A 20,319-nucleotide genomic window follows, 5' to 3' on the forward strand; every position below is an offset into this window, starting at 1 on the left:
TGGACTTGTAAAGTTCTCACTTGCAATCATCTCAAGATGGTTTGTTTGTCTTTTTAGTTCTGCTTCAACTATATCAAATACCTCTTTATCTGCTACTTCTAAATTATCGTTTGTTATGTAGTTCATATTATTCTCCATTTTTCTATTTTTTTTCTTCATCTTCACTATATAAATCAATCTCTTGTTTTACAGGTTTCATTGCTGGAAATAGTAAAACATCTCTAATAGAGTGTTGATTTGTAAGCATCATTACAAGTCTATCGATTCCAATTCCTTGACCAGCAGTTGGAGCCATACCATAAGATAGAGCATTTACAAAATCTTCGTCCATCTCATGAGCTTCATCATCACCACTATCTTTTGCAGCCATTTGAGCTTCAAATCTACTTAGTTGATCAAGTGGATCATTTAACTCACTAAACGCATTTGCAATCTCTTTTCCAGCAATAAATAGTTCAAATCTCTCTGTTAAGTGAGGTTTTGCATCATTTCTTCTTGCAAGTGGAGAGATATCAACTGGATACTCTGTAATAAATGTTGGATTAATTAGCTTTGCTTCAACAAACTCATCAAATAGTTCACCTTGAAGTTGTCCAAGATTTAGTTTTGGATTTGCTTCAAGTTTATTTGCTCTTAAAAAATCTAAAATTTTCTCTTTATCTTCAACTATATCTTGTGGAACTCCACCAATTTCATACAAAGATTGAATTAGTGGAATTTGTGTGAATTTATTAAAATCAATTTTGAAATCACCATAAGGAAGTATTTTTGGAAGATCTAAATTTTCAAATAGATATTCAAAATACTCAATTGTAAGCTCAATTAAATCCTCATAAGTTTTATATGCCCAATAAAACTCTATAGAGGTAAATTCAGGATTATGAGTTGCATCCATACCTTCATTTCTAAAATTTCTATTTATCTCAAATACAGCTTCAAATCCACCAACAATTAATCTTTTTAAATATAATTCAGGTGCTATTCTTAAGTATCTATCAATTCCTAAAGCATTGTGATGAGTAACAAATGGTTTAGCATTTGCTCCACCTGCGATTGGATGCATCATTGGGGTTTCAACTTCTAAAAAACCTTTTGCTTCAAAAAATTTTCTTGTAAGTGAAATTACTTTACTTCTAATATGAAATGTTTTTCTCACTTCACTATTCATAATTAGATCAAGATATCTTTGTCTATATCTTAGCTCTTTATCTTGGATTCCATGATACTTTTCTGGAAGTGGAGATATAGCTTTTGTAAGAATTTTTAAGTTTGTAACAAGAAGTGATAACTCTCCATGACCTGTTACAAATGGATAACCACTAACTTCAACAATATCTCCAACCTCTACAAATTTTTTGAAAATATCATTATAAAAATTCTCTTCTAAATTATCTCTTGCTACATAAACTTGTAAAACTCCGCTTTCATCTTCAATTTTTAAGAAACTAGCTTTCCCCATAAGTCTAAAAAGTTTTATTCTTCCTGATATTGTATAGTTTCTATTCTCATCTCTTTTTGACTCTAGTTTAAATACATCACTATTTACATTTAAATATTTTGCAATTGTACAATCTCTTTTACTATCATTTGGGTAAGGGTTTATTCCTAAATTTCGTAAATTTTCAACTTTCTCTATTCTTTGTTGTATAAATCTATTTTCAAACAATTTTTAATCCTTTTCTAATCCTCTTTATTTTGATTATTAACACTATCAAATCTATCTTTTTGACTTTTTAATTCATCTTCAAACTGCTGTTTTTGTCTATTTAACTCTTTTTCAAACTCTTGCGCAGCTCTATTTTTTATAAAATCACTTGCTTGTTGCTCCATTTGAACTGCCTCATCTTTTGCACCTTCAATTACAGTTGAAACATTCTCTTGAATCTCTTTTGTACCTTCATTTATTTGCTCTTTAATTGAGTTTGTATCAATTTTCATAATGTATGAACCAACACTTATTAAATGAGGCATAACTATAGAGTTTGAAAAGTTTTCATCTATTGATTTTTTAAATGAGTCAATAGAGTTTATAGCATAAGCTATAACTGAGAAAATTAAAAACACTTTAGCAGCACCAAAAATAAACCCTAAAACTCTATCAAATATTCCAAGTCCACTTGCACTAAAAATTTTGCTAACAATAATACCCAAACTATAAATAACAAACCAAATAGCAATAACAGATATTATAAAACCTAAAAGTTTTATTGTAGATTCATTCTCTATATTTAAAACAGAAGCTACAACATTTCCAACTTCTAAAGATATTCTAGAAGCTATGAATATAGCACCAACAATACCTAAAAGACCAAAAACCTCTTTTATAAAACCTTTAAATAAGCCCTTTAATCCTAAAAAAAGAGTAATTAAAATAATTACTATATCAAACATTGCAATATCTTGCATAAAAGTTCCTTTTTGAATAATTCGTGAATTTTATCTAAAAAAGATAAAATTAAAGTTTAATTAAAATTTATTCTAATGTTCAAGCCTTTGAGGTTTTTACCATCATAAGTAAATTTTTTATTCTCTAGTTGTATTGTCAAATTTAATGTTTTTACAAAAAATTCATGAACGGTATAGAGTCCAAGACCAATTCCATAAGAGTTGTGTTTTGTTGTGAAGTATGGTTCAAAAACCTTTGGTAAAATCTCTTCATCTATCCCATTTGCACTATCTTGAATTGTTAACTCTTTGTTTGAAAAATCTATTAAAATAACTTTTTTTTCTAAGTTTTTTTCACTGTTTAAAGCATAAATTGAGTTATCAATAATATTTAAAATAGAGTCTGTAAAATCATTTTTATTGCACTCTATCATTAAATCACCATTGTGTGTAAATTTACATTCAATACCATTTTCTTCAAAAATTGTTTCAAAAAAAGATATTACACTACTTATAATTTCAACTATTGAAGAGCTATTTTTAGCATCTTTATCAAAAAAAGTAGAGAAGTTTTCTATAGTAGTTGATAATTTTTTTGTATTTAGCACTATTTTATCGCAAGACTCTAAAATCTCATTTTTGTCTAGTTGATTTAACTCCTCTTTTAGTCTCATTCCACTTGAAATTGTGCTAATAACACTCAAAGGTTGTCTCCAGTGATGTGCAATATTATTTAAAGTTCTCTCAACTGCATTTATTTTTGATTGTTGAAATATCAATTTTTGTTCATTTTTCTCTTTTTCAATTTGTAAAATCTCATTTGTAATATCTATAAAAGTAATTAAAAAAGTTGAATCAATTTTTTGTGTAGATGCTTTAACACTAAAGTATCTTAGTTCATTATTTGAGTTTTTAATTGCAACTTTAAATGATTTATTGTTATTTGTAAATAGGTATTCAGCCCAGTTCTTACCATCATAAAATCTATTTGTTAGATACTCATCACTTTTCATATCTTCAAATTTATAACAGATACAAACATACTTGTTTCTAAACTCATCTATATTTTTCACACCTGAAAAGAAGTTAAAAAGTTGTTGATTTGCAGTTACAATTTTTTCACCATCTGTAATAATTATAATATTTGGTTGAGAATCTAAAATGATTCTATTTTTTCTATCTTCATATCTTATATTTTTTATATAGTATGTTAAAAAGAGCGCAAAAAGTATTGTTAAAGCTATAAATGAAGCTAAAATACTTTGAATTTTTATATGGTTTAAGCTCTCTAAATTTATGCTATTAAGTTTAATAAAATTTAATATATAAGCTAGATTTTTTCCATTTTCATCAAAAAGTGGATACTTAGATATTAAGTAACCATTTTCAACAATATAACTATCTATATTTATATATTTTTCAATTCCATTATTTTTTATGTAGTTGTATAAATCTATATCAACATTTGCATTTGCAATATAATAGTCATCTATAAAAAGCTTTGATAATAAAGGATTTGTAAGATTTTTTCTAATACTTTTGTCTGCTATTACAACAGGAGATATACTATTTTTATTTAAATCTTCGGTTATTGAGTCAAAGTGAGTAACAACTTCTAAAGCTCCTTGAAATTTTCCATCTTCATCAATTATTGGAGTTCTTGCTTTTATTCCAACATTAAAAAGTCCAGCACTTATTGAAGTTGATATATTTTGTAGTAATGATAATTTTTTTAAATCAGGTCTAAATTTAAGATCTCCTCTTATATTAGTCCATGATCTATAAATACTATTTAAATTTTTATCAAAAATTTGAATCCAAATATTTTTATATTTTGAATGTGTCTCTATTAATGTTGCAATTTTTTCATAGTTTAAATCTTTAAAAGTTCTATTTTTTAGATGATTATAAAGATTTTCATCTTTTGATAGAGCAATTGCAATTGCCAAAGATGTATTTTGTTTATCATTTATTAAATTTTGAGTTTTTTCAAATATATTTTTATTTGTACTATCATAAATAGATTTTAATAGCTTTGATTGTTTACTATTTATGTAGATATTTGTTAAAACTATTGCTAAAATTACAGATATTATAAATCCTAAACCTATTAGATAAATACTTTTTTTTCTTTCCAATTTTTTGCTCTTGTGATAATTTTTTAATAAAGCTAAGCATATAAAATAATCTCTTATTTATAAATTAAACTTCACTTCTATTTAATTTATTTTAGATAAAATCACACTTATGATTAAAAGATACCCAACAAAACAGATAAAAGTAGGAAATGTCCTAATTGGTGGTGATGCACCAATAAGTGTTCAATCTATGACATTTAGTAAAACATCAGATATTAAAACTACTGTTGAGCAGATAACTAGACTTCATTTTGCAGGAGCTGATATTGTAAGAGTTGCTGTTCCTCATATTGAAGATGCACAAGCTTTAAAAGAGATAAAAAAACAGGTTCAAATACCAATTGTTGCAGATATTCATTTTCACTATAAACTAGCACTTATTGCTGCAGAAGTTGTGGATTGTATTAGAATAAATCCAGGAAATATTGGAGATAAAAAAAGAGTTCAAGAGGTTGTTCGTGCTTGTAATGAAAGAAATATCCCAATTAGAGTTGGAGTAAACTGTGGAAGTTTAGAAAAAGAGTTTGAAAACAAATATGGTCAAACGCCAAAAGGTATGGTTGCAAGTGCTGATTACAATATAAAATATCTTGAAGATTTAGGTTTTACAGATATTAAAATATCTCTAAAAGCATCTGATGTTCAAAGAACGGTTGAAGCTTATAGAATGTTAAGACCTATGAATAACTATCCATTTCATTTGGGAGTAACTGAAGCTGGAACTGCTTTTCACTCTACAATAAAATCATCAATTGCTCTTGGAAGTCTGATTTTAGATGGTATTGGAGATACTTTAAGAGTCTCTATGACAGGAGAGCTTGAAGAGGAGATTAAAGTAGGTCGAGCTATTTTAAAAGATGCTGGAGTTTTAAAAGAGGGCTTAAATATTATTTCATGTCCAACTTGTGGAAGAATTGAAGCTGATTTAGTAAGCGCTGTTGCAGAGGTTGAAAGAAGGACTGCTCATATTAAAACTCCTCTTGATGTTTCAGTTATGGGTTGTGTTGTAAATGCTATTGGAGAGGCAAAAAGTGCTGATGTTGCAATTGCTTTTGGAAAAGGAAGTGGGCTTGTTATGAAAAAAGGTGAGATTATTGCAAAACTTAGTGGAGATGCTTTAATAGACAAGTTTGTTGAAGAAGTTGAATTTGAAGCGAAAAGAAAAGCATAATGGATAGTATTTATAGCATAAACATTGAGAGAGCTGTTTTAAGTTCAATCTTTTTTAATCCTGAAGAGTTAGAGGATGTTTTAGGAGTTTTAAAACCTAAAGATTTTTATCTTCCAGCTCATAGGGCTATTTTTGAAGCAATGGTAAAACTTCATGAAGAAGATATGCCAATTGATGAGGATTTTGTAAGAACTAGAGTTGATAAAAAAAGTGCTGATGATCAGGTTTTACTTGAAATTTTAAGTGCAAATCCTATTACAAATACAGCCGCTTATGTAAGAGAGATAAAAGATAGTGCTGTAAAAAGAGAGCTAGCAACACTTGCAACAACAATAAAAAAAGTTGCAATTGAAGATGAAATTAGCGCAAATGAAGCTTTAGATACTATTCAAGGTGAACTTTATAAAATATCTACAAATAGTGCTACTAGTGAATTAAAAGATATGCAAACTGTTACAAGTGACACTTTAGATTATATTAAAAAGATGAAACTACTTGGTAACAAATATCTAATTGGTCAAACAACAGGTTTTGATTCACTTGATAAAAGAACAACAGGATTAAACGAGGGTGATTTAGTAATTATTGCTGCAAGACCAGCTATGGGTAAATGTTTAGGTCGTGGTACAAAAGTTCTTATGTTCGATGGAACATTAAAGAGTGTTGAAGATGTAAAAGTTGGTGATAAGCTTATGGGAGATGATTCAAAGCCACGAAATGTACTATCTGTAACAACTGGAAAAGAACAGATGTATTGGGTTAGACAAAATAAAGCTATTGATTATAGAGTAAATGAGTCTCACATTTTATCTTTAAAAAGAAGTAGAAATGAAGGTTCCCATAAAAATGGAGATATTTTAAATATAAATATAAAAGATTATTTAAATAAATCTTTGAAATTCAAAAGTAACTACAAAGGCTATAAAGTTGCAGTTGAATTTGAAAACAAAGAGCTTAAAATTGAGCCATATTTTTTGGGGCTTTGGTTGGGAGATGGATCAAAGTCAAAAGTTTCAATTTATACTAAAGATAAAGAAGTTGTAGATTATTTAGAAGATTATTCAAAAAGATTAGGTTTAGAATTAAGAAAATATATTGCTGAAAACAGATGTCCTGAATACTCTATAACAAACAAAAAACAAGTTGATGGTAAAACAGCTTTCTCTTTACAAAAATTACTTAGAGATGAGAATATTTTAGGAAATAAACATATTCCAAATAACTATTTAATTAATTCAACAAAAAATAGACTTGAACTTTTAGCTGGTTTAATAGATAGTGATGGACACTATGATAAAAAAGTAAATGGTTATGAGATAACTTTAAAAGATGAAGATTTAGCGCAACAAGTAAAATATCTATGTGATACTTTAGGTTTTAGAACATCAATAAAAAGTAAAGTTGCTAAAATTAAAAAGATAAACTATGAAGTAGAAGTTTTTAGAGTAAGATTTTTTGGTGATATAGATAAAATTCCAGTAAAAGTAAAAAGAAAAAAAGCAAAAAAATGGAGTTGTAATAGAACTTGGAATCAAACAGGAATCAAAATAGAAAAAGATATTGTTGATGAGTATTTTGGTTTTGAAATAGATGGTAATAGATTGTTTTTATTGGAAGATATGACTGTAACTCATAATACAGCACTTGTTTTAAATATGGCTTTAAAAAATGTTGAAAGAGGAAAAGGTGTAATATTTTTCTCACTAGAGATGCCAGCTGAACAGCTGATGCTAAGAATGCTTGCTGCAAAAACATCAATTCCTTTACAAAATCTTAGAAAAGGTGATATGGATGATAAAGAGTGGTCTATTTTAAGTGCTGCTTTTGATGATTTAAATAGTAAAAAACTATTTGTTGATGATGGTGGAAGTATAAATATTAACCAACTTCGAGCAAGAGTGCGAAAACTTGCTCAAAATCAAGAGAATAATATTAGTCTTGTAATTATTGATTATCTTCAACTTATGCAAGGTCTTGGAAATAAAGATAGACATCAAGAGGTTTCTGATATTTCAAGAGGTTTGAAAATGCTTGCGCGTGAGCTTAAAATTCCAATTGTTGCACTCTCTCAGTTAAATAGGGGTTTAGAAAATAGACCTGATAAAAGACCAATGTTAAGTGATTTAAGAGAATCAGGTGCTATCGAGCAGGATGCTGATATTATAATGTTTGTTTACAGAGATGATGTTTATAAGCAAAGAGATGAGGCTAGAAAAGAGAAAGAGGCAAAAGATAGGGGTGAGGATTATAAATCTAAATTTATAGACAGACCTATTGAAGAGGCTGAGATAATTATTGGAAAACAAAGAAATGGACCAATTGCTACAGTTAAACTTGATTTTCATAAATCTTTAACTAAGTTTATGGATAAAGAGAATGAAAACTTTGGTGCAGCACCTGTTGAAGTTGTTTTTGAATCAATTGCAGATACATCAAAAGAGACAAAGGTGGATTTTCCAGATATTTTTTAAACTTACATAAGGAGTATAAGATGAAGAGGGCTTTTTCTTTGATTGAGATTATATTTGTGATTGTAATTTTGGGAATAATAGTCTCATTTGCTGCTCCAAAACTTATGGATACAAAAGATAGTGCTTTGGTATCAACACTAAAAAGAGATATCTCTACAGCAATAAACTCTATTCAAAGCTACTATTTATTGAATCAAAAAATTGAAGATATAAATGATGTTTTAAATATAGGTTCTACAAATTGGGATATTGAAAAACTAAGAATGAGCGATAAAAACTCTTGTGTTAGTTTGGAGATAAAAAATAGTATAAATGGTTTAAAAATTGAGCTAGAAGTAGATTTAGTTAAAGATTTACCAATTTGTAAAAAGTTAAGAGAGAGTGGTTTAGAGTCAAAAACTTTTGATGTTTATTAAAAACAATATTAATTATCAATTATTAATATTTCATTAAGATTACTTGTGTAATATTTTATTTCTAAAAATAATATTAGGATAATCTATGCACAAGTCATTTTGGTTTCAACTTCACTGGTTGTTGGGGATAGTTTTTGGACTTACTTTGTTTATTGTAGGTATTTCAGGAGCTATTTTATCTTATGAAAAAGAGATATTAAGATTTATAAATAAAGATACATATAGTGTAAAAATTCCCTCAGATAAACAAATCTTAACAACTAAAGAGATTTTAGAAGAGTATCAATCTTTAAATAAAGATGCAAAGATAAATAGCATCTCTTTTTCTAGCGATAAAAGTGAAAGTGTAGTCTTAAACCTAGCAGATCCAAATAATAGAAAAGATAAAAATATATTTATAAATCCTTACACAGCTGAAGTTTTGCCAGATATTAAAGGAAAAGATTTTTTTCAATTCTTCTTCGTTTTACACAGATGGTTAGCTTTTGAGGGAGAGGCTAGAACTATTGGTAAAAATATAGTTGCTATTACAACTATTGTTTGTTTGATTTTAACAATAGGTGGATTAGTGGTATATTGGCCAAGAATTAAAACAAACTTTTTAAATAGCTTTACATTTAGTTTTAAACACAAAAAAAGGGCTTTTGTATCAACTATGCATAGTGCTGTTGGTATGTGGGTTATTCCATTTTTCTTACTTTTATGTCTAACAGGACTTTACTGGTCTTATGATTGGTATAGAAGTGCTATATTTACAGTAATGCAAGTTGAACAAGCAAAAAGAGCAGCATCTTCTCAACAAACAAAAATAGATAAAAAAGAGGATATAAAGGCTGTTAGTTTTGATAATCATCAAAAAGTAGTTGATATATTTAATCAAAATGTTTCAAAAGATTATAAAAATGCAAGATTATCATTAACACCAAATAAAGATGGCTTATATACAATAACATATTTATATGCAGATGCAACTCACTTTAAAGAATCAAACTCTATACAAATAGATATTTCAAAATTAGCTGTTGTAAAAGAGTCTAAATTTGAAGATAAAAAATTAAATGAACAACTTATGAGTAGTATGTTGCCTCTTCATAGTGGAGAGTATTTTGGTTGGATTGGACAATTTTTGATGTTTTTAGCATCTTCTTTAATGGCACTATTTGTAATAACAGGATATATGCTTTATTATGATAGATTAAAGAAAAAAAGAGCCAAAGCTTTAAAATCAAATAGTTCTATAAATTAGATAATAAAAAAGGTCAAGAAAAATCTTGACCTTTTTTTGTATGTTTAGTAGAGCCTCTACTCTTGATTTTTTAACAACACTTTTTAAAACCACCACTGTTATATCTTCTATCTAGTGCTTCATTAAAAAATTCACCTCTTGACAAAACTTTATCATTTGGATGGTTTCTTTTCATATGCTCAAGATATTTTTCATAACTTGATAGTCCCACAAGGGGATGAAAAAACTTTTCAGATTTTTCATAAAGTGTTTTAATATGTTTAAACACTTTTAAGCCTTTTGAAGAGAATCAACTCTTACATAAGGAGACTCTTTTAAAGGTATTTTAATTTTTCCAAAACAGATTCCCAAAGTTGCAATTATTACTAAAGTAGTTGCAAACATAAAGAATATACATAAAATTGCATTTATAATATTTGAAAACTTAACTTGAGTTGAAATAGAGATACTATTTTCTATTTTTTCAATCTCAGCTACATCTGTTGTAGTTAAAAGTTTTGCTTCTAAAGTAGCAATTTTTTGTGAGTGAATTTGAGCAGTTGCAACATGACTTACAGCATTATGAACTCTATCTCCCTCTTTATATGGTAATACTTTTTGAACACCACCATACATTGTTGCAGTTAATACAAAAACTGCTGGAATTACAGTAACCCAAGTATATTTTGCTTTCCCCATTTTGTATAAAACAGCAGTAGCAAGTAAAAGAGCAATTCCAGCTAACATTTGGTTGCTTACACCAAATAGTGGCCATAATGAATAAATTCCACCTCTTGGATCAATTGTTCCTTGATATAAGAAATATCCCCATCCAGCAACACTTAAAAAAGTTGCTAAAATACTAGCAGCATAGTTATTTGTATTTCCTAAAGGTTTGTAAACATTTCCTAAAATATCTTGAACCATGAATCTGCAAGCTCTAGTACCAGCATCAACTGCAGTTAAAATAAACAGAGCTTCAAATAAAATTGCAAAATGATACCAAAATGCCATCATATCAATTCCACCAAATAACTCATGAAGAACTAAAGCAACCCCAATCGCAAATGTTGGAGCCCCACCTGTTCTTGATAAAATTGTCTCTTCACCAATATTTTTTGTTAAAGAAATTATCTCTTCAGGAGTTACACTAAATCCCCAGCTTGAGACTGTTTGAGCAACTTGAATAATATCAGTTCCTATAAATGCAGCTGGTGAGTTAATAGCAAAATAAAGTCCTGGATGTAAAATTGTTGCACAAATTAAAGCCATAATTGCAACAGCACTCTCCATTAACATTGAACCATATCCAACAGGAAGTGCGTGAGTCTCGTTCTCTAACATTTTAGGAGTTGTTCCACTTGAAATTAGAGCGTGAAATCCACTAATAGCTCCACAAGCAATTGTAATAAATAAAAATGGGAAAATAGCACCTGCAAAAACAGGACCAGTTCCATCAAGGTATTGAGAGTTTACTTTTGGCATTTGAATATCTGGAGCAACAATAACAATTGCAATTGCCATAAGTAAAATTACACCAATTTTCAAAAAAGTTGATAAGTAATCTCTAGGAGCAAGTAAAAACCATACAGGTAAAACAGCAGCTATAAATCCATATGCCATCATAATAATTGCTAAAGTTGAAGCATCAAAAGTAAATCTAGCTGCCCATACAGGATCTGCTGCAATAACACTTCCATAATGAATAGCCAAAATCAAAAGAATAAATCCAATAACAGAAGCCTCTCCAACTTTTCCAGGTCTTAAATATCTCATATAAATACCCATGAAAATTGCAATTGGAATAGTCATAGCAATTGTAAACAGTCCCCAAGGAGACTCTGCAAGTGCTTTTACAACAACCATTGATAAAATGGCAATAATAATTAACATAATACCAAATATAGCAATCATAGTAACACCACCAACGAATGTTCCTAACTCATCTTTTATAATTTCACCCAAAGATTTACCATTTCTTCTTGAAGATATAAATAAAACCACAAAATCATGAACTGCACCTGCAAATACACCACCTACAAGTATCCATAACATTGAAGGCAAATACCCCATTTGAGCTGCCAAAATTGGACCAACAAGTGGACCAGCACCAGCAATTGCAGCAAAATGATGACCAAATAAAACAGATCTATTTGTTGGAACATAATCTCTTCCATCATCATTTATCATAGCAGGAGTTGCTCTATTTTTATCAAGTTCTAAAACTTTATAAGCAACAAATCTTCCATAAAATCTATATGCAATCATATAGATACAAATAGCTGCTACAACTAAATACATAGCTGAAACAGTTTCACCATTTTGTAATGCTAAATAACCAAAGCATACAGCTCCAATTACCGCAACTACACCCCATAATAGTTTGTTCATAGCGATTCCTTTTTTTTAAATAAAACTTTTAAGTCTACTACTTAATATATAAAATAAAAGTTAAGTAAATTGTCAATAATGACTTAATTTTGTATATATCTATTTATCTATTATTTTGTAATTTTTGTCTATAATAATGCCTATAAAAAAATAAAGGATAAAAATGGGATTAGGAGTAGGAATAGTAGGACTTCCAAATGTAGGGAAAAGTACAACTTTTAATGCTTTAACAAAAGCACAAAATGCACAAGCGGAAAATTATCCATTTTGTACAATAGAGCCAAATAAAGCAATAGTTCCAGTTCCTGATAAAAGACTTGATGAGTTAGCAAAGATAGTAAATCCAGATAAGATTCAATACTCAACTATTGATTTTGTTGATATTGCTGGTTTAGTGCGAGGTGCTAGCAAAGGTGAGGGACTAGGAAATCAATTTTTATCAAATATAAGAGAAGTTGAAGTTATTTTGCATATGGTTAGATGTTTTGAAGATGGAAATATTGTTCATGTTGAGGGTGATGTAAATCCTCTAAGAGATATAGAGATAATTGAAACAGAGCTTATATATGCAGATATTTCTCAATTAGAGAAAAAAATTGAAAGGCTTAAAAAACAAGCAAAAGGGAGTAAAGAAGCAGCAGCTCAACTTGCAATTGCCGAAGAGTTATATGCTCACATAGGAGAGCTGCAACCTGTTAAAACATTTGAAAATAGTGATAATGAAGCATTTATAGCTTTAGATAAAGAGCTTAGATTTTTATCAAATAAAGATGTAATATATGGTGCTAATGTTGATGAAGATACATTAAGTGTTGGAACAAATGATTATGTTGAGATGGTAAAGGAACATGCATCAAATGTTGGTGCTGATGTTATTGTTTTATGTGCAAAAATTGAAGAGGAGCTTGTGGGTCTTGAAGATGATGAGGTAAAGGCTTTTTTAGATGATTTAGGAGTTGCTGAATCAGGACTAGAGCAAATTATTCAAAAAGCATTTGATAAATTAGGTCTTCAAAGTTACTTTACAGCTGGTAAAATAGAGGTTCGTGCTTGGACAATTAGAAAAAATACAAAAGCTCCACAAGCAGCTGCAGTGATTCACAATGACTTTGAAAAAGGTTTTATAAAAGCAGAAGTTATATCTTATGAAGATTTTGTTAAATTTGGTGGAGAAGCCAAATGTAAAGATGCTGGAAAATTAAGACTTGAAGGTAAAGATTATATCGTTCAAGATGGTGATGTTATGCATTTTAGATTTAATGTATAAAAGAGATTGATTTCAAAAAATAAAATAGGGGGCTATTTTGCAATTATCTGAGGTATTAAGAAGAGTTGAGTCCTTGGCTCCTCTTCCAAGAACTATTATTGAAATCGAACAGTATAGAAAAAAAGAAGAAAAAGAGATACAAGAGTTATATGAAATTATTAAAAAAGATGCTTTATTAGTTACAAATCTTTTAAAAATTGCAAACTCTGCAATGTTTGGATTTAGAAGTAAAGTAGAAACACCATTACGAGCAATAACTCTTTTGGGAATAAACTTTACAATCTCTGTTGCAATCTCTACAAGTAGTCAAAAACTTTTAATATCTTCATTGTCACCTTATGGTCTATCAAATGATGATTTTATGAAGGCTTCAAATATAGCTTTAGCTCTTACAAATTTATGGTTAAACAAAGTTGATCCAGAGTTAAAAGATAAACTTTTGCTTCCAGCTTTACTACAAGATATTGGTAAATATATTATTTCAGATGTACTTATTTCAAATAATAAAGAGGGCGATTTTTATAAAAAGGTATTAGAAAATTTAAAATCACTACAAGAGATAGAGAAAGATTTTTTTGAATTTTCAAGTTCATATGTTACTGCTCACATTTTTAAACATTGGAATCTTAGTCAAGAGTTAATAAATAGCATAGAGTTTGTTGATGATGTAGAAAAATCACCAAGTGAATATAAACAAAAAGCTATGATTTTAGATGTGATTAAAACAGCTTCAGATATAAAAGAGCCTTTAAGTGAAAAATCAATCAATATCGCAATTAAAAAGGCTAAAGAGTATAAATTAAATGATAAAGCATTAATAGAAGCAATTAAGACTTTAAAAACTAGATTAGAAAATGAAAATATTTATTAGATTTTAAAGTCCAAGTAGAATAATTTCCCAAAGCTTTTCTACCTCTTCATCCTCTAAATTTATAGAAGATTTTGAATTAAATAGCTCTTTTATCCCATTTATCTCAAAGCTTTTTGCTCTATTAACACAAACTTTATGAACAGGAATAAATCCCCTAATTAAAGCTAAGTTAAAATCAACCTCTATTTCACAAATAAGGCACTCAAAGTTTGTATGAAGTCTTCCCTCATGCTCTAAAAGTAAAATATATGATTCAACAATTGCTCTTAAAACATTTTGTTTATTAATCTTAGTTACTAGCTCTTCAAGTGTTTCAAAATAGAAACTATCAGGCTCTTCTAACTCTTTTAAATGATTGTAAAATAGTTTTAAATATCTTTGCCAAGCATACATCTTTTCACTATTTAAAATCCAAGGAAAACCAAGCTGCATAACATCTTTTAATCTTGAAATAGAGGATTTAGTCTTCTCTAATTCAAAATCTATTTTATATCCAATATTTATATTTGAGTGTCTAGCTCCATAGAACCTGTAAGTTGTTATAAGCTCTTTTTCACACAAAATTGTAACTATTAAATCATCATCTTTAACAGCTTTTATATCAATAATATAACCTTGCATATACTATTAATCAATATCCTCATTTAACATATCATTTATCTCTTCAATTAATTCAGTTGCCTCTTCATCATCAATCTCTCCAGCTTCTAACTCACTTAAAAGTTCCAAAAACTCTTTTTTCATCTCTTGCATAGAGTTTAACTCTTCTTTTGTATCTTCATCATCTTTTTTTGAAGCAATTAGTTCTAGTAGCTCATCAATATAGTCATCAACATCTTCTAAAACAACATTTTTTATTAAATCTTTTAGCTCTTCTTGTTTGTTCATTTTGTAACCTTTTTAAAATTTTGAGGGATTATAGCAGAAAATTGTAACTATATTTAATATTCTCACATAAAAATTTGGATATACTTATTTGAGAAAAATTAAGGAGAACAGATGGATTATTTTAGAGGTGTTTCTATTGCTAAAGCTGCAAATATCTTATATGATGGAAACATTACAAGCAGAGCAATTACATTTGAAGATGGTTCAAAAAAGACTTTAGGAATTATGTTACCTGGTGAGTATGAGTTAAATACTGTTAATAAAGAGATTATAGATATTCAAAGAGGAAGATTAGAGTTACTTCTACCAGCATCTGATTGGGTTAAATATGAAGGACCTGCATCTTTTGAAGTTCCAGAGAATACAAAATTTAAACTAAGAGTTCACTCATTAGTTGATTACTGTTGCTCTTTTATAAAAAACTAATAAAAAATTAAAACAGTGAAAACACTGTTTTAAACTTACACAATTTAATCAATTCTTTTTGCAAAATTTTGATACACTTCTTTATGAATAAAGAACAATTTTTTATAAATAGTATACAAAATAGTAAATACAACGGCGATGATGGTGCGTTTATAGATGGGTATGTTTACTCCATGGACGCTTTTTTTGAAGATGTACACTTTAAAAAAGATTGGTTTACATTAAAACAAATAGCATATAAATCAATGCTTGTAAATATATCCGATGCAATTGCTATGAATGCAAAACCAAAATATGCACTTATAAGCATAGCTATTCCAAAAAGTTATACAAATGAGGATTTACAAGAGCTTGCAGATGGATTTAAAAAAGCAGCCAAAGATTTTGATTTTGAAATTATTGGTGGCGATACAATTGAAAATTATAAATTAGATATTAGTATTACAATTATTTCAAAAACTTCAAAACCTATATATAGAAGTGGTGTAAAAGAGGGTGATTATCTCTGTTTTACAGGAAAACTAGGAGATAGTAAAAAAGATTTAGAGGCTTTATTAAGCGGGAAAAAAATCAAAAAATCATCTAAATTTATAAAACCAGTTTTAAAAGCTGATTTTTTTTATGAGGCTTCAAAATATATAAATGCTTCTATGGATATTAGTGATGGATTGTTTTTGGATTTAGAAAAACTCTCAATTGCTTCAAATATTGGATTTGATATTTTTAGAAAAATTGATAATGATGTTGCTAGTTCTGGCGAGGAGTATGAGATACTCTTTTCATGTAGTCAAAAAAATCTAAAAAAGATTGAGCAAATAGCAAAAAAGCATAAAACAAAATTAAACTTCTTTGCAAAAGCTGTAAAAGGAAGTTTTAGAACAAATCTTTCAAACCACCATTTTAAAAATTAAGGAAAAAAATTGCAATTACAAAGATATTTAAACCACTCAAAAATAGATGTACTTTTTAAACAAACGAAAGATGATTTCGTTGTAAATGAGGTACCTTTATATGAATTTAGTGGTGATGGTGAACATCTAATTTTAAAACTTAGAAAAAAAGATTTAGCAACTTGGGATGCTATAGAGATTTTAGCAAACTATTTAAAATGTAGTACAAGAGAGTTTGGTTATGCAGGACTTAAAGATAAAAATGCAATGACAATTCAGCATATTTCAATTCATAAAAAATATGAAGAGGCATTAAAAAATTTTAATCATGAAAATATAAAAATTCTTGAAACAACTTATCACAATAATAAGATAAAAATTGGGCATTTAAAAGGAAACAACTTTTTTATTAGATTAAAAAGAGTAGGTTTAGTTGAAAAAAGAAAAATTGAAGAGGCTTTAGGACAAATTGCTACTTATGGTATGCCAAACTATTTTGGATTTCAAAGATTTGGAATTGATGGTGAAAACTACAAAAAAGGTCAAGCTATTGTTGAGGGAAAATTAAAAGAGAGAAATAGAAATTTAAAACAGATGTTTATAAATGCTTATCAAAGTTATCTTTTTAACTCTTGGCTTTCAAAAAGAATAGAGATTTCAAAACTAATAGAAGCTTTTGAACCAAAAGAGATTTATGAAAAGTTAAATCTTCCACTTGATGAGGTAAAAAGAGCAAAAAAACAGCCACATCCATTTAAAATTATTACAGGAGATTTACTGTCTCATTATCCATTTGGAAGAATATTTATAATTGATGATTTAGAGAGTGAGAGTCAAAAGTTTTTTGAAAAGGATAGAGTTCCAACAGGACTTTTATGTGGAAAAAGAGTTAAAAAATCTGAAGGCTTTGCTTATGAGATTGAAAAAGAGTTTGATGTGCAAATGAGTGAAGATGGAGCAAGAAGATTTGCTTTTATATTTCCAGAAAATATAGAAAGTAATTACAAAGAGGATAAAAACCATATGGAATTAAACTTTTATCTTCCAAAAGGCTCATACGCAACGGAATTTATAGCTGAAATTATACATTAATTATTTAAGTGATTTTTTGCTAGTATCGAATTTACATTAACATAAGGGTAACAAATGAGATATGAAGAGCTAATAACTGAACTTTGTGAGGTTATAAAAGAGACCGAAAATGATTCAATTGATATTTTTGAAAACACTGAAGAGATTTCAAAAGTTATTGATGATCTTGATATTCCAAGGCATAAAAGAGAGAAATTAGGGGATTTTATTTCAAATATATATGGACTTCTACAAAGGCAAGATTTACATAGACAAAAAATAGAGAGAGTTGTTAATTTTGTTTGTGATAAAAATGATATTGATAAATCTCAATATAATATAGCACCTAGTGCAAAAACAATTTGTGCTTCAGAAGATAGCATGAGTAAAGATGATTTAGAAGAACTTATTAGACAGATGCAACAGTAGTAAGATGGGTTTAAACCATCTTACCTTTTTCAAACATTAAATGGAGTTGAACTTTTATTGCTAGTTTTTATATTGTCTAAACTCTCAAATAGTTCATTTGTACTTTTTTCAACTCTATTCGCAGTAGCATTTAAAATCTCATTTTTATCTTTAGCGGCATTTGAATTTACTAAATCTTGAAGGCTTGAATGAAATTTGAGATTTAACTTATTTATACTATCTAATATATTTTCATCTTTTATTTTATTGTAGTTCTCTTCACTATTTAGCCAATTTTTAACATAGTTACTATTAGCTACTTGAAACGATTTTTTATTTCCAAGTTTTGAATAAACTTCATCTTTACTTTTTAGAATATTAACTTTTAATAAAGCGGTATCAAATACTAAATCTACATCATAAACTTTTTCTAAACTCTCTTCAAGGAATGATGTTCTTGAAGCTGCAGTTACTAAATAACTTGACATATATGCAATTGAATTTGCCATATTTGATATCTGTTCAGCAACTTGAGCATTTTTTTGTGTAGATTTATCTAAAGAGCCAATTGCATCATTAATTTGTAATATCCCAACTTCTTGCTCTTTTGAAGCAGTTGCAACACTTTCAATAGTTGTTAAAGTGTTTGAAATATTGTTATTTAATTCACTATAACCATCAATCATATTATTAGCAATACTCTTACCTTGACTCGCTTTTTGAGTCGCTTTTTCTACAATCTCTTTAATCTCTCGTGCAGCTTCTGCACTTCTATTTGCTAAGTTTCGCACCTCTTGTGCAACAACTGCAAACCCTTTTCCAGCCTCTCCAGCAGTTGCAGCTTCAACAGCTGCATTTAAAGATAGAATATTTGTTTGGAATGCTATTTGATCAATTACCTCAATAGCTTCATTTATTGAACTAACCTCTTTATTGATGTCATCCATAGATTTAGATGTTTGATTCGCTAAATCTTGACCTTTTTTAGCAGATAGAGTTAAATTTTGTGCTAGTTGTGCCATTTGAATAGCTGCTTGAGTATTCGCTTGAATTGTTGCAGTTATCTCTTCAAGTGCAGCTGATGTCTCTTCTAAACTAGCTGCTTGTTCAGCTGATGAGCTTGTTAGTCTTAAAGATGTATCTGAAAGTGTTTGTGTACTATCTTTTAGAGCATTTCCTGTATTCATAACAATAGCAAGAAGCTCTGAAGTATTGTTTCCTACAAGCTTAATACCACTTGCAAGTGAACCTAAGTTTCCAAAGATATTATCATCTTTTAAAATAAAGTCATATTTTGATTCAGCATAATTTCTTAATGCTTCATTTATTTTGTCTAAAGTCTCTTTAGTTCTTTCAATCATTAGATTTAATTTATTTTTTAAATCTTCTACATGAATATTTGAAGCTGTATTTTCAACTTTATAAACAAAGAACCCATTTGCAGTCTTCTCTATAACATCATTAACCTCTTCAATTACAATCTCATCTTGTTTTAATCCATCTCTTACTTTATTCATGTAAGAGTTAAATAAATTTGCAACCTCTCCAATCTCATCATCAGTTTTTACATTTAATTTTATATTTGCATCGTTTGATGTAAGAAGCTCTTCAAAACCATTTTTTAGGCTCTCTATTGGACTTGTAGCTCTTCTTACAATAAAGAAAATTAAAGTTATTGTAATAAGACCTAAAATTGTTGAAGCAATAGAGATATCTTTTAATAAATTACTTATTTTTGCATCTGTTTCTGCAAGAGAGAAAGTTAAATCCATAACCCCAATTACATCACCAACCTCTTGGTTTGCATGGCACATCATACACTCACTTGTAGCAATCATTGGTTTAATCATTCTAATATTATGTCCATCGGCATCATTTGTTTGAATTAACTGATTTTGTTTTGATTCAAAGCTCTCTAAAACTTTTGAATCATCTGTATAGGGAACTGTTGTTGGATATAGTTCCATTAAAGCTTTACTTTTTGCTACAACTAACTGTTTAACACCTTTTATCTGTCTAGCCTCTTCTTCTGCTTTTGCTATTAAATCAGGATCTCCTGTATTCATTGTATTTCTTAAAGTTTGAAATATTGATGCATTAAGCATCTCCAAACTCTCTTTTGCATTTGATATAGAGTCTTCAGTTACCTTTGTAGTTGTAGAATAAACGATAAAACTGCTGCTTAGAAAAGTAAGTAAAAAAAGCGCAACCATAATTTTATTACTAATCTTTTTTGTTATAAAATCCAACATATCTAACCCTTAATTTTTAAGTAGAATTATTATATACTTAAAAACTTTA

Annotated in this window: 18 protein-coding genes and 1 pseudogene; 10 read left to right on the forward strand and 9 right to left on the reverse strand. The window is 28.6% G+C overall.

Annotation, left to right across the window (positions count from 1 at the left end; all coding sequences use genetic code 11):
• The 4 genes and pseudogenes from glyA to CRU94_RS08750 all read right to left on the reverse strand — a co-directional run.
• A pseudogene (gene glyA / locus CRU94_RS08735) lies at positions 1 to 126 on the reverse strand (serine hydroxymethyltransferase); the annotation flags it as partial.
• Between the two features lie 16 nt (positions 127 to 142).
• The gene (gene lysS, locus CRU94_RS08740) at positions 143 to 1,666 is read right to left on the reverse strand and encodes a lysine--tRNA ligase (RefSeq protein WP_129106396.1); all 1,524 of its coding nucleotides are present in this window, start codon (positions 1,664 to 1,666) and stop codon (positions 143 to 145) included.
• Positions 1,667 to 1,680: 14 nt separating this feature from the next.
• Positions 1,681 to 2,406 carry a CvpA family protein gene (locus CRU94_RS08745; RefSeq protein ID WP_129106397.1) on the reverse strand — a complete coding sequence of 242 codons (726 nt, stop codon included), beginning with the start codon at positions 2,404 to 2,406 and terminating at the stop codon, positions 1,681 to 1,683.
• Between the two features lie 56 nt (positions 2,407 to 2,462).
• Positions 2,463 to 4,523 carry a sensor histidine kinase gene (locus tag CRU94_RS08750; protein WP_129106398.1) on the reverse strand — a complete coding sequence of 687 codons (2,061 nt, stop codon included), beginning with the start codon at positions 4,521 to 4,523 and terminating at the stop codon, positions 2,463 to 2,465.
• Positions 4,524 to 4,632: 109 nt separating this feature from the next.
• On the opposite strand from CRU94_RS08750, the gene ispG reads away from it, so the two are divergent.
• The 4 genes from ispG (at position 4,633) to CRU94_RS08770 (ending at position 9,827) form a co-directional block, all read left to right on the forward strand.
• A complete protein-coding gene (gene ispG, locus CRU94_RS08755) occupies positions 4,633 to 5,694 on the forward strand; it encodes a flavodoxin-dependent (E)-4-hydroxy-3-methylbut-2-enyl-diphosphate synthase (protein ID WP_129106399.1) in 1,062 nt (353 codons plus the stop codon).
• Positions 5,694 to 8,165, forward strand: a complete 2,472-nt coding sequence (gene dnaB / locus CRU94_RS08760; RefSeq protein ID WP_129106400.1) for a replicative DNA helicase — start codon at positions 5,694 to 5,696, stop codon at positions 8,163 to 8,165. Before ispG ends, dnaB begins: the two co-directional genes overlap by 1 nt.
• Before the next feature lie 20 nt (positions 8,166 to 8,185).
• Positions 8,186 to 8,581: a type II secretion system protein gene (locus CRU94_RS08765; RefSeq protein ID WP_129106401.1), complete on the forward strand. Its 396-nt coding sequence runs from the start codon at positions 8,186 to 8,188 to the stop codon at positions 8,579 to 8,581.
• Positions 8,582 to 8,666: 85 nt separating this feature from the next.
• Entirely contained in the window at positions 8,667 to 9,827 is a 1,161-nt protein-coding gene (locus CRU94_RS08770) for a PepSY-associated TM helix domain-containing protein (protein WP_129106402.1), read from the forward strand.
• 70 nt (positions 9,828 to 9,897) lie between these two features.
• Here CRU94_RS08770 and kcuS read toward each other — a convergent pair whose 3' ends face one another.
• Complete coding sequence (kcuS, locus tag CRU94_RS08775) at positions 9,898 to 10,095, reverse strand: KCU-star family selenoprotein (protein WP_066158949.1); 198 nt, start codon at positions 10,093 to 10,095, stop codon at positions 9,898 to 9,900.
• A gap of 2 nt (positions 10,096 to 10,097) precedes the next feature.
• On the reverse strand, positions 10,098 to 12,197 hold the full coding sequence (locus CRU94_RS08780; RefSeq protein ID WP_129106403.1) for a carbon starvation CstA family protein: 2,100 nt from the start codon (positions 12,195 to 12,197) through the stop codon (positions 10,098 to 10,100).
• A 163-nt stretch (positions 12,198 to 12,360) separates the two neighbouring features.
• Between CRU94_RS08780 and ychF the strand changes: the two genes are divergently transcribed.
• Both ychF and CRU94_RS08790 read left to right on the forward strand, forming a co-directional pair.
• Complete coding sequence (gene ychF / locus CRU94_RS08785; RefSeq protein ID WP_129106404.1) at positions 12,361 to 13,464, forward strand: redox-regulated ATPase YchF; 1,104 nt, start codon at positions 12,361 to 12,363, stop codon at positions 13,462 to 13,464.
• A 37-nt stretch (positions 13,465 to 13,501) separates the two neighbouring features.
• Positions 13,502 to 14,335, forward strand: coding sequence for an HDOD domain-containing protein (locus tag CRU94_RS08790; protein WP_129106405.1), 834 nt, complete (start codon positions 13,502 to 13,504; stop codon positions 14,333 to 14,335).
• A 3-nt stretch (positions 14,336 to 14,338) separates the two neighbouring features.
• On the opposite strand, the gene recO is transcribed toward CRU94_RS08790, so the two are convergent.
• Both recO and CRU94_RS08800 read right to left on the reverse strand, forming a co-directional pair.
• Entirely contained in the window at positions 14,339 to 14,956 is a 618-nt protein-coding gene (gene recO, locus CRU94_RS08795) for a recombination protein RecO (protein WP_129106406.1), read from the reverse strand.
• A gap of 6 nt (positions 14,957 to 14,962) precedes the next feature.
• Positions 14,963 to 15,223 (reverse strand): hypothetical protein, encoded by a 261-nt coding sequence (locus CRU94_RS08800; protein WP_129106407.1) that lies wholly within the window; start codon positions 15,221 to 15,223, stop codon positions 14,963 to 14,965.
• Between the two features lie 111 nt (positions 15,224 to 15,334).
• On the opposite strand from CRU94_RS08800, the gene ppnP reads away from it, so the two are divergent.
• From ppnP to CRU94_RS08820, 4 genes are all read left to right on the forward strand, one after another.
• Positions 15,335 to 15,649, forward strand: a complete 315-nt coding sequence (ppnP, locus tag CRU94_RS08805) for a pyrimidine/purine nucleoside phosphorylase (protein WP_129106408.1) — start codon at positions 15,335 to 15,337, stop codon at positions 15,647 to 15,649.
• 83 nt (positions 15,650 to 15,732) lie between these two features.
• Positions 15,733 to 16,560 carry a thiamine-phosphate kinase gene (locus tag CRU94_RS08810; RefSeq protein ID WP_129106409.1) on the forward strand — a complete coding sequence of 276 codons (828 nt, stop codon included), beginning with the start codon at positions 15,733 to 15,735 and terminating at the stop codon, positions 16,558 to 16,560.
• A gap of 9 nt (positions 16,561 to 16,569) precedes the next feature.
• The gene (truD, locus tag CRU94_RS08815) at positions 16,570 to 17,631 is read left to right on the forward strand and encodes a tRNA pseudouridine(13) synthase TruD (RefSeq protein ID WP_129106410.1); all 1,062 of its coding nucleotides are present in this window, start codon (positions 16,570 to 16,572) and stop codon (positions 17,629 to 17,631) included.
• 54 nt (positions 17,632 to 17,685) lie between these two features.
• Entirely contained in the window at positions 17,686 to 18,039 is a 354-nt protein-coding gene (locus CRU94_RS08820) for a hypothetical protein (protein WP_129106411.1), read from the forward strand.
• 29 nt (positions 18,040 to 18,068) lie between these two features.
• Here the strand turns inward: CRU94_RS08820 and CRU94_RS08825 are convergent, their stop codons facing one another.
• On the reverse strand, positions 18,069 to 20,270 hold the full coding sequence (locus tag CRU94_RS08825; RefSeq protein WP_129106412.1) for a methyl-accepting chemotaxis protein: 2,202 nt from the start codon (positions 20,268 to 20,270) through the stop codon (positions 18,069 to 18,071).
• Between the last annotated feature and the right edge of the window lie 49 nt (positions 20,271 to 20,319).

This window comes from Arcobacter sp. AHV-9/2010 (assembly GCF_004116575.1).
Lineage (GTDB): Bacteria > Campylobacterota > Campylobacteria > Campylobacterales > Arcobacteraceae > Aliarcobacter > Aliarcobacter skirrowii.

Excerpts from the sequence above, each read along its gene's own strand:
- CRU94_RS08745 (WP_129106397.1), bottom strand. The coding sequence starts at position 2,406 with ATGCAAGATATTGCAATGTTTGATATAGTAATTATTTTAATTACTCTT.
- ispG (WP_129106399.1), top strand. The coding sequence starts at position 4,633 with ATGATTAAAAGATACCCAACAAAACAGATAAAAGTAGGAAATGTCCTA.
- dnaB (WP_129106400.1), top strand. The coding sequence starts at position 5,694 with ATGGATAGTATTTATAGCATAAACATTGAGAGAGCTGTTTTAAGTTCA.
- CRU94_RS08765 (WP_129106401.1), top strand. The coding sequence starts at position 8,186 with ATGAAGAGGGCTTTTTCTTTGATTGAGATTATATTTGTGATTGTAATT.
- CRU94_RS08770 (WP_129106402.1), top strand. The coding sequence starts at position 8,667 with ATGCACAAGTCATTTTGGTTTCAACTTCACTGGTTGTTGGGGATAGTT.
- CRU94_RS08780 (WP_129106403.1), bottom strand. The coding sequence starts at position 12,197 with ATGAACAAACTATTATGGGGTGTAGTTGCGGTAATTGGAGCTGTATGC.
- ychF (WP_129106404.1), top strand. The coding sequence starts at position 12,361 with ATGGGATTAGGAGTAGGAATAGTAGGACTTCCAAATGTAGGGAAAAGT.
- recO (WP_129106406.1), bottom strand. The coding sequence starts at position 14,956 with ATGCAAGGTTATATTATTGATATAAAAGCTGTTAAAGATGATGATTTA.
- CRU94_RS08800 (WP_129106407.1), bottom strand. The coding sequence starts at position 15,223 with ATGAACAAACAAGAAGAGCTAAAAGATTTAATAAAAAATGTTGTTTTA.
- ppnP (WP_129106408.1), top strand. The coding sequence starts at position 15,335 with ATGGATTATTTTAGAGGTGTTTCTATTGCTAAAGCTGCAAATATCTTA.
- CRU94_RS08810 (WP_129106409.1), top strand. The coding sequence starts at position 15,733 with ATGAATAAAGAACAATTTTTTATAAATAGTATACAAAATAGTAAATAC.
- CRU94_RS08820 (WP_129106411.1), top strand. The coding sequence starts at position 17,686 with ATGAGATATGAAGAGCTAATAACTGAACTTTGTGAGGTTATAAAAGAG.
- CRU94_RS08825 (WP_129106412.1), bottom strand. The coding sequence starts at position 20,270 with ATGTTGGATTTTATAACAAAAAAGATTAGTAATAAAATTATGGTTGCG.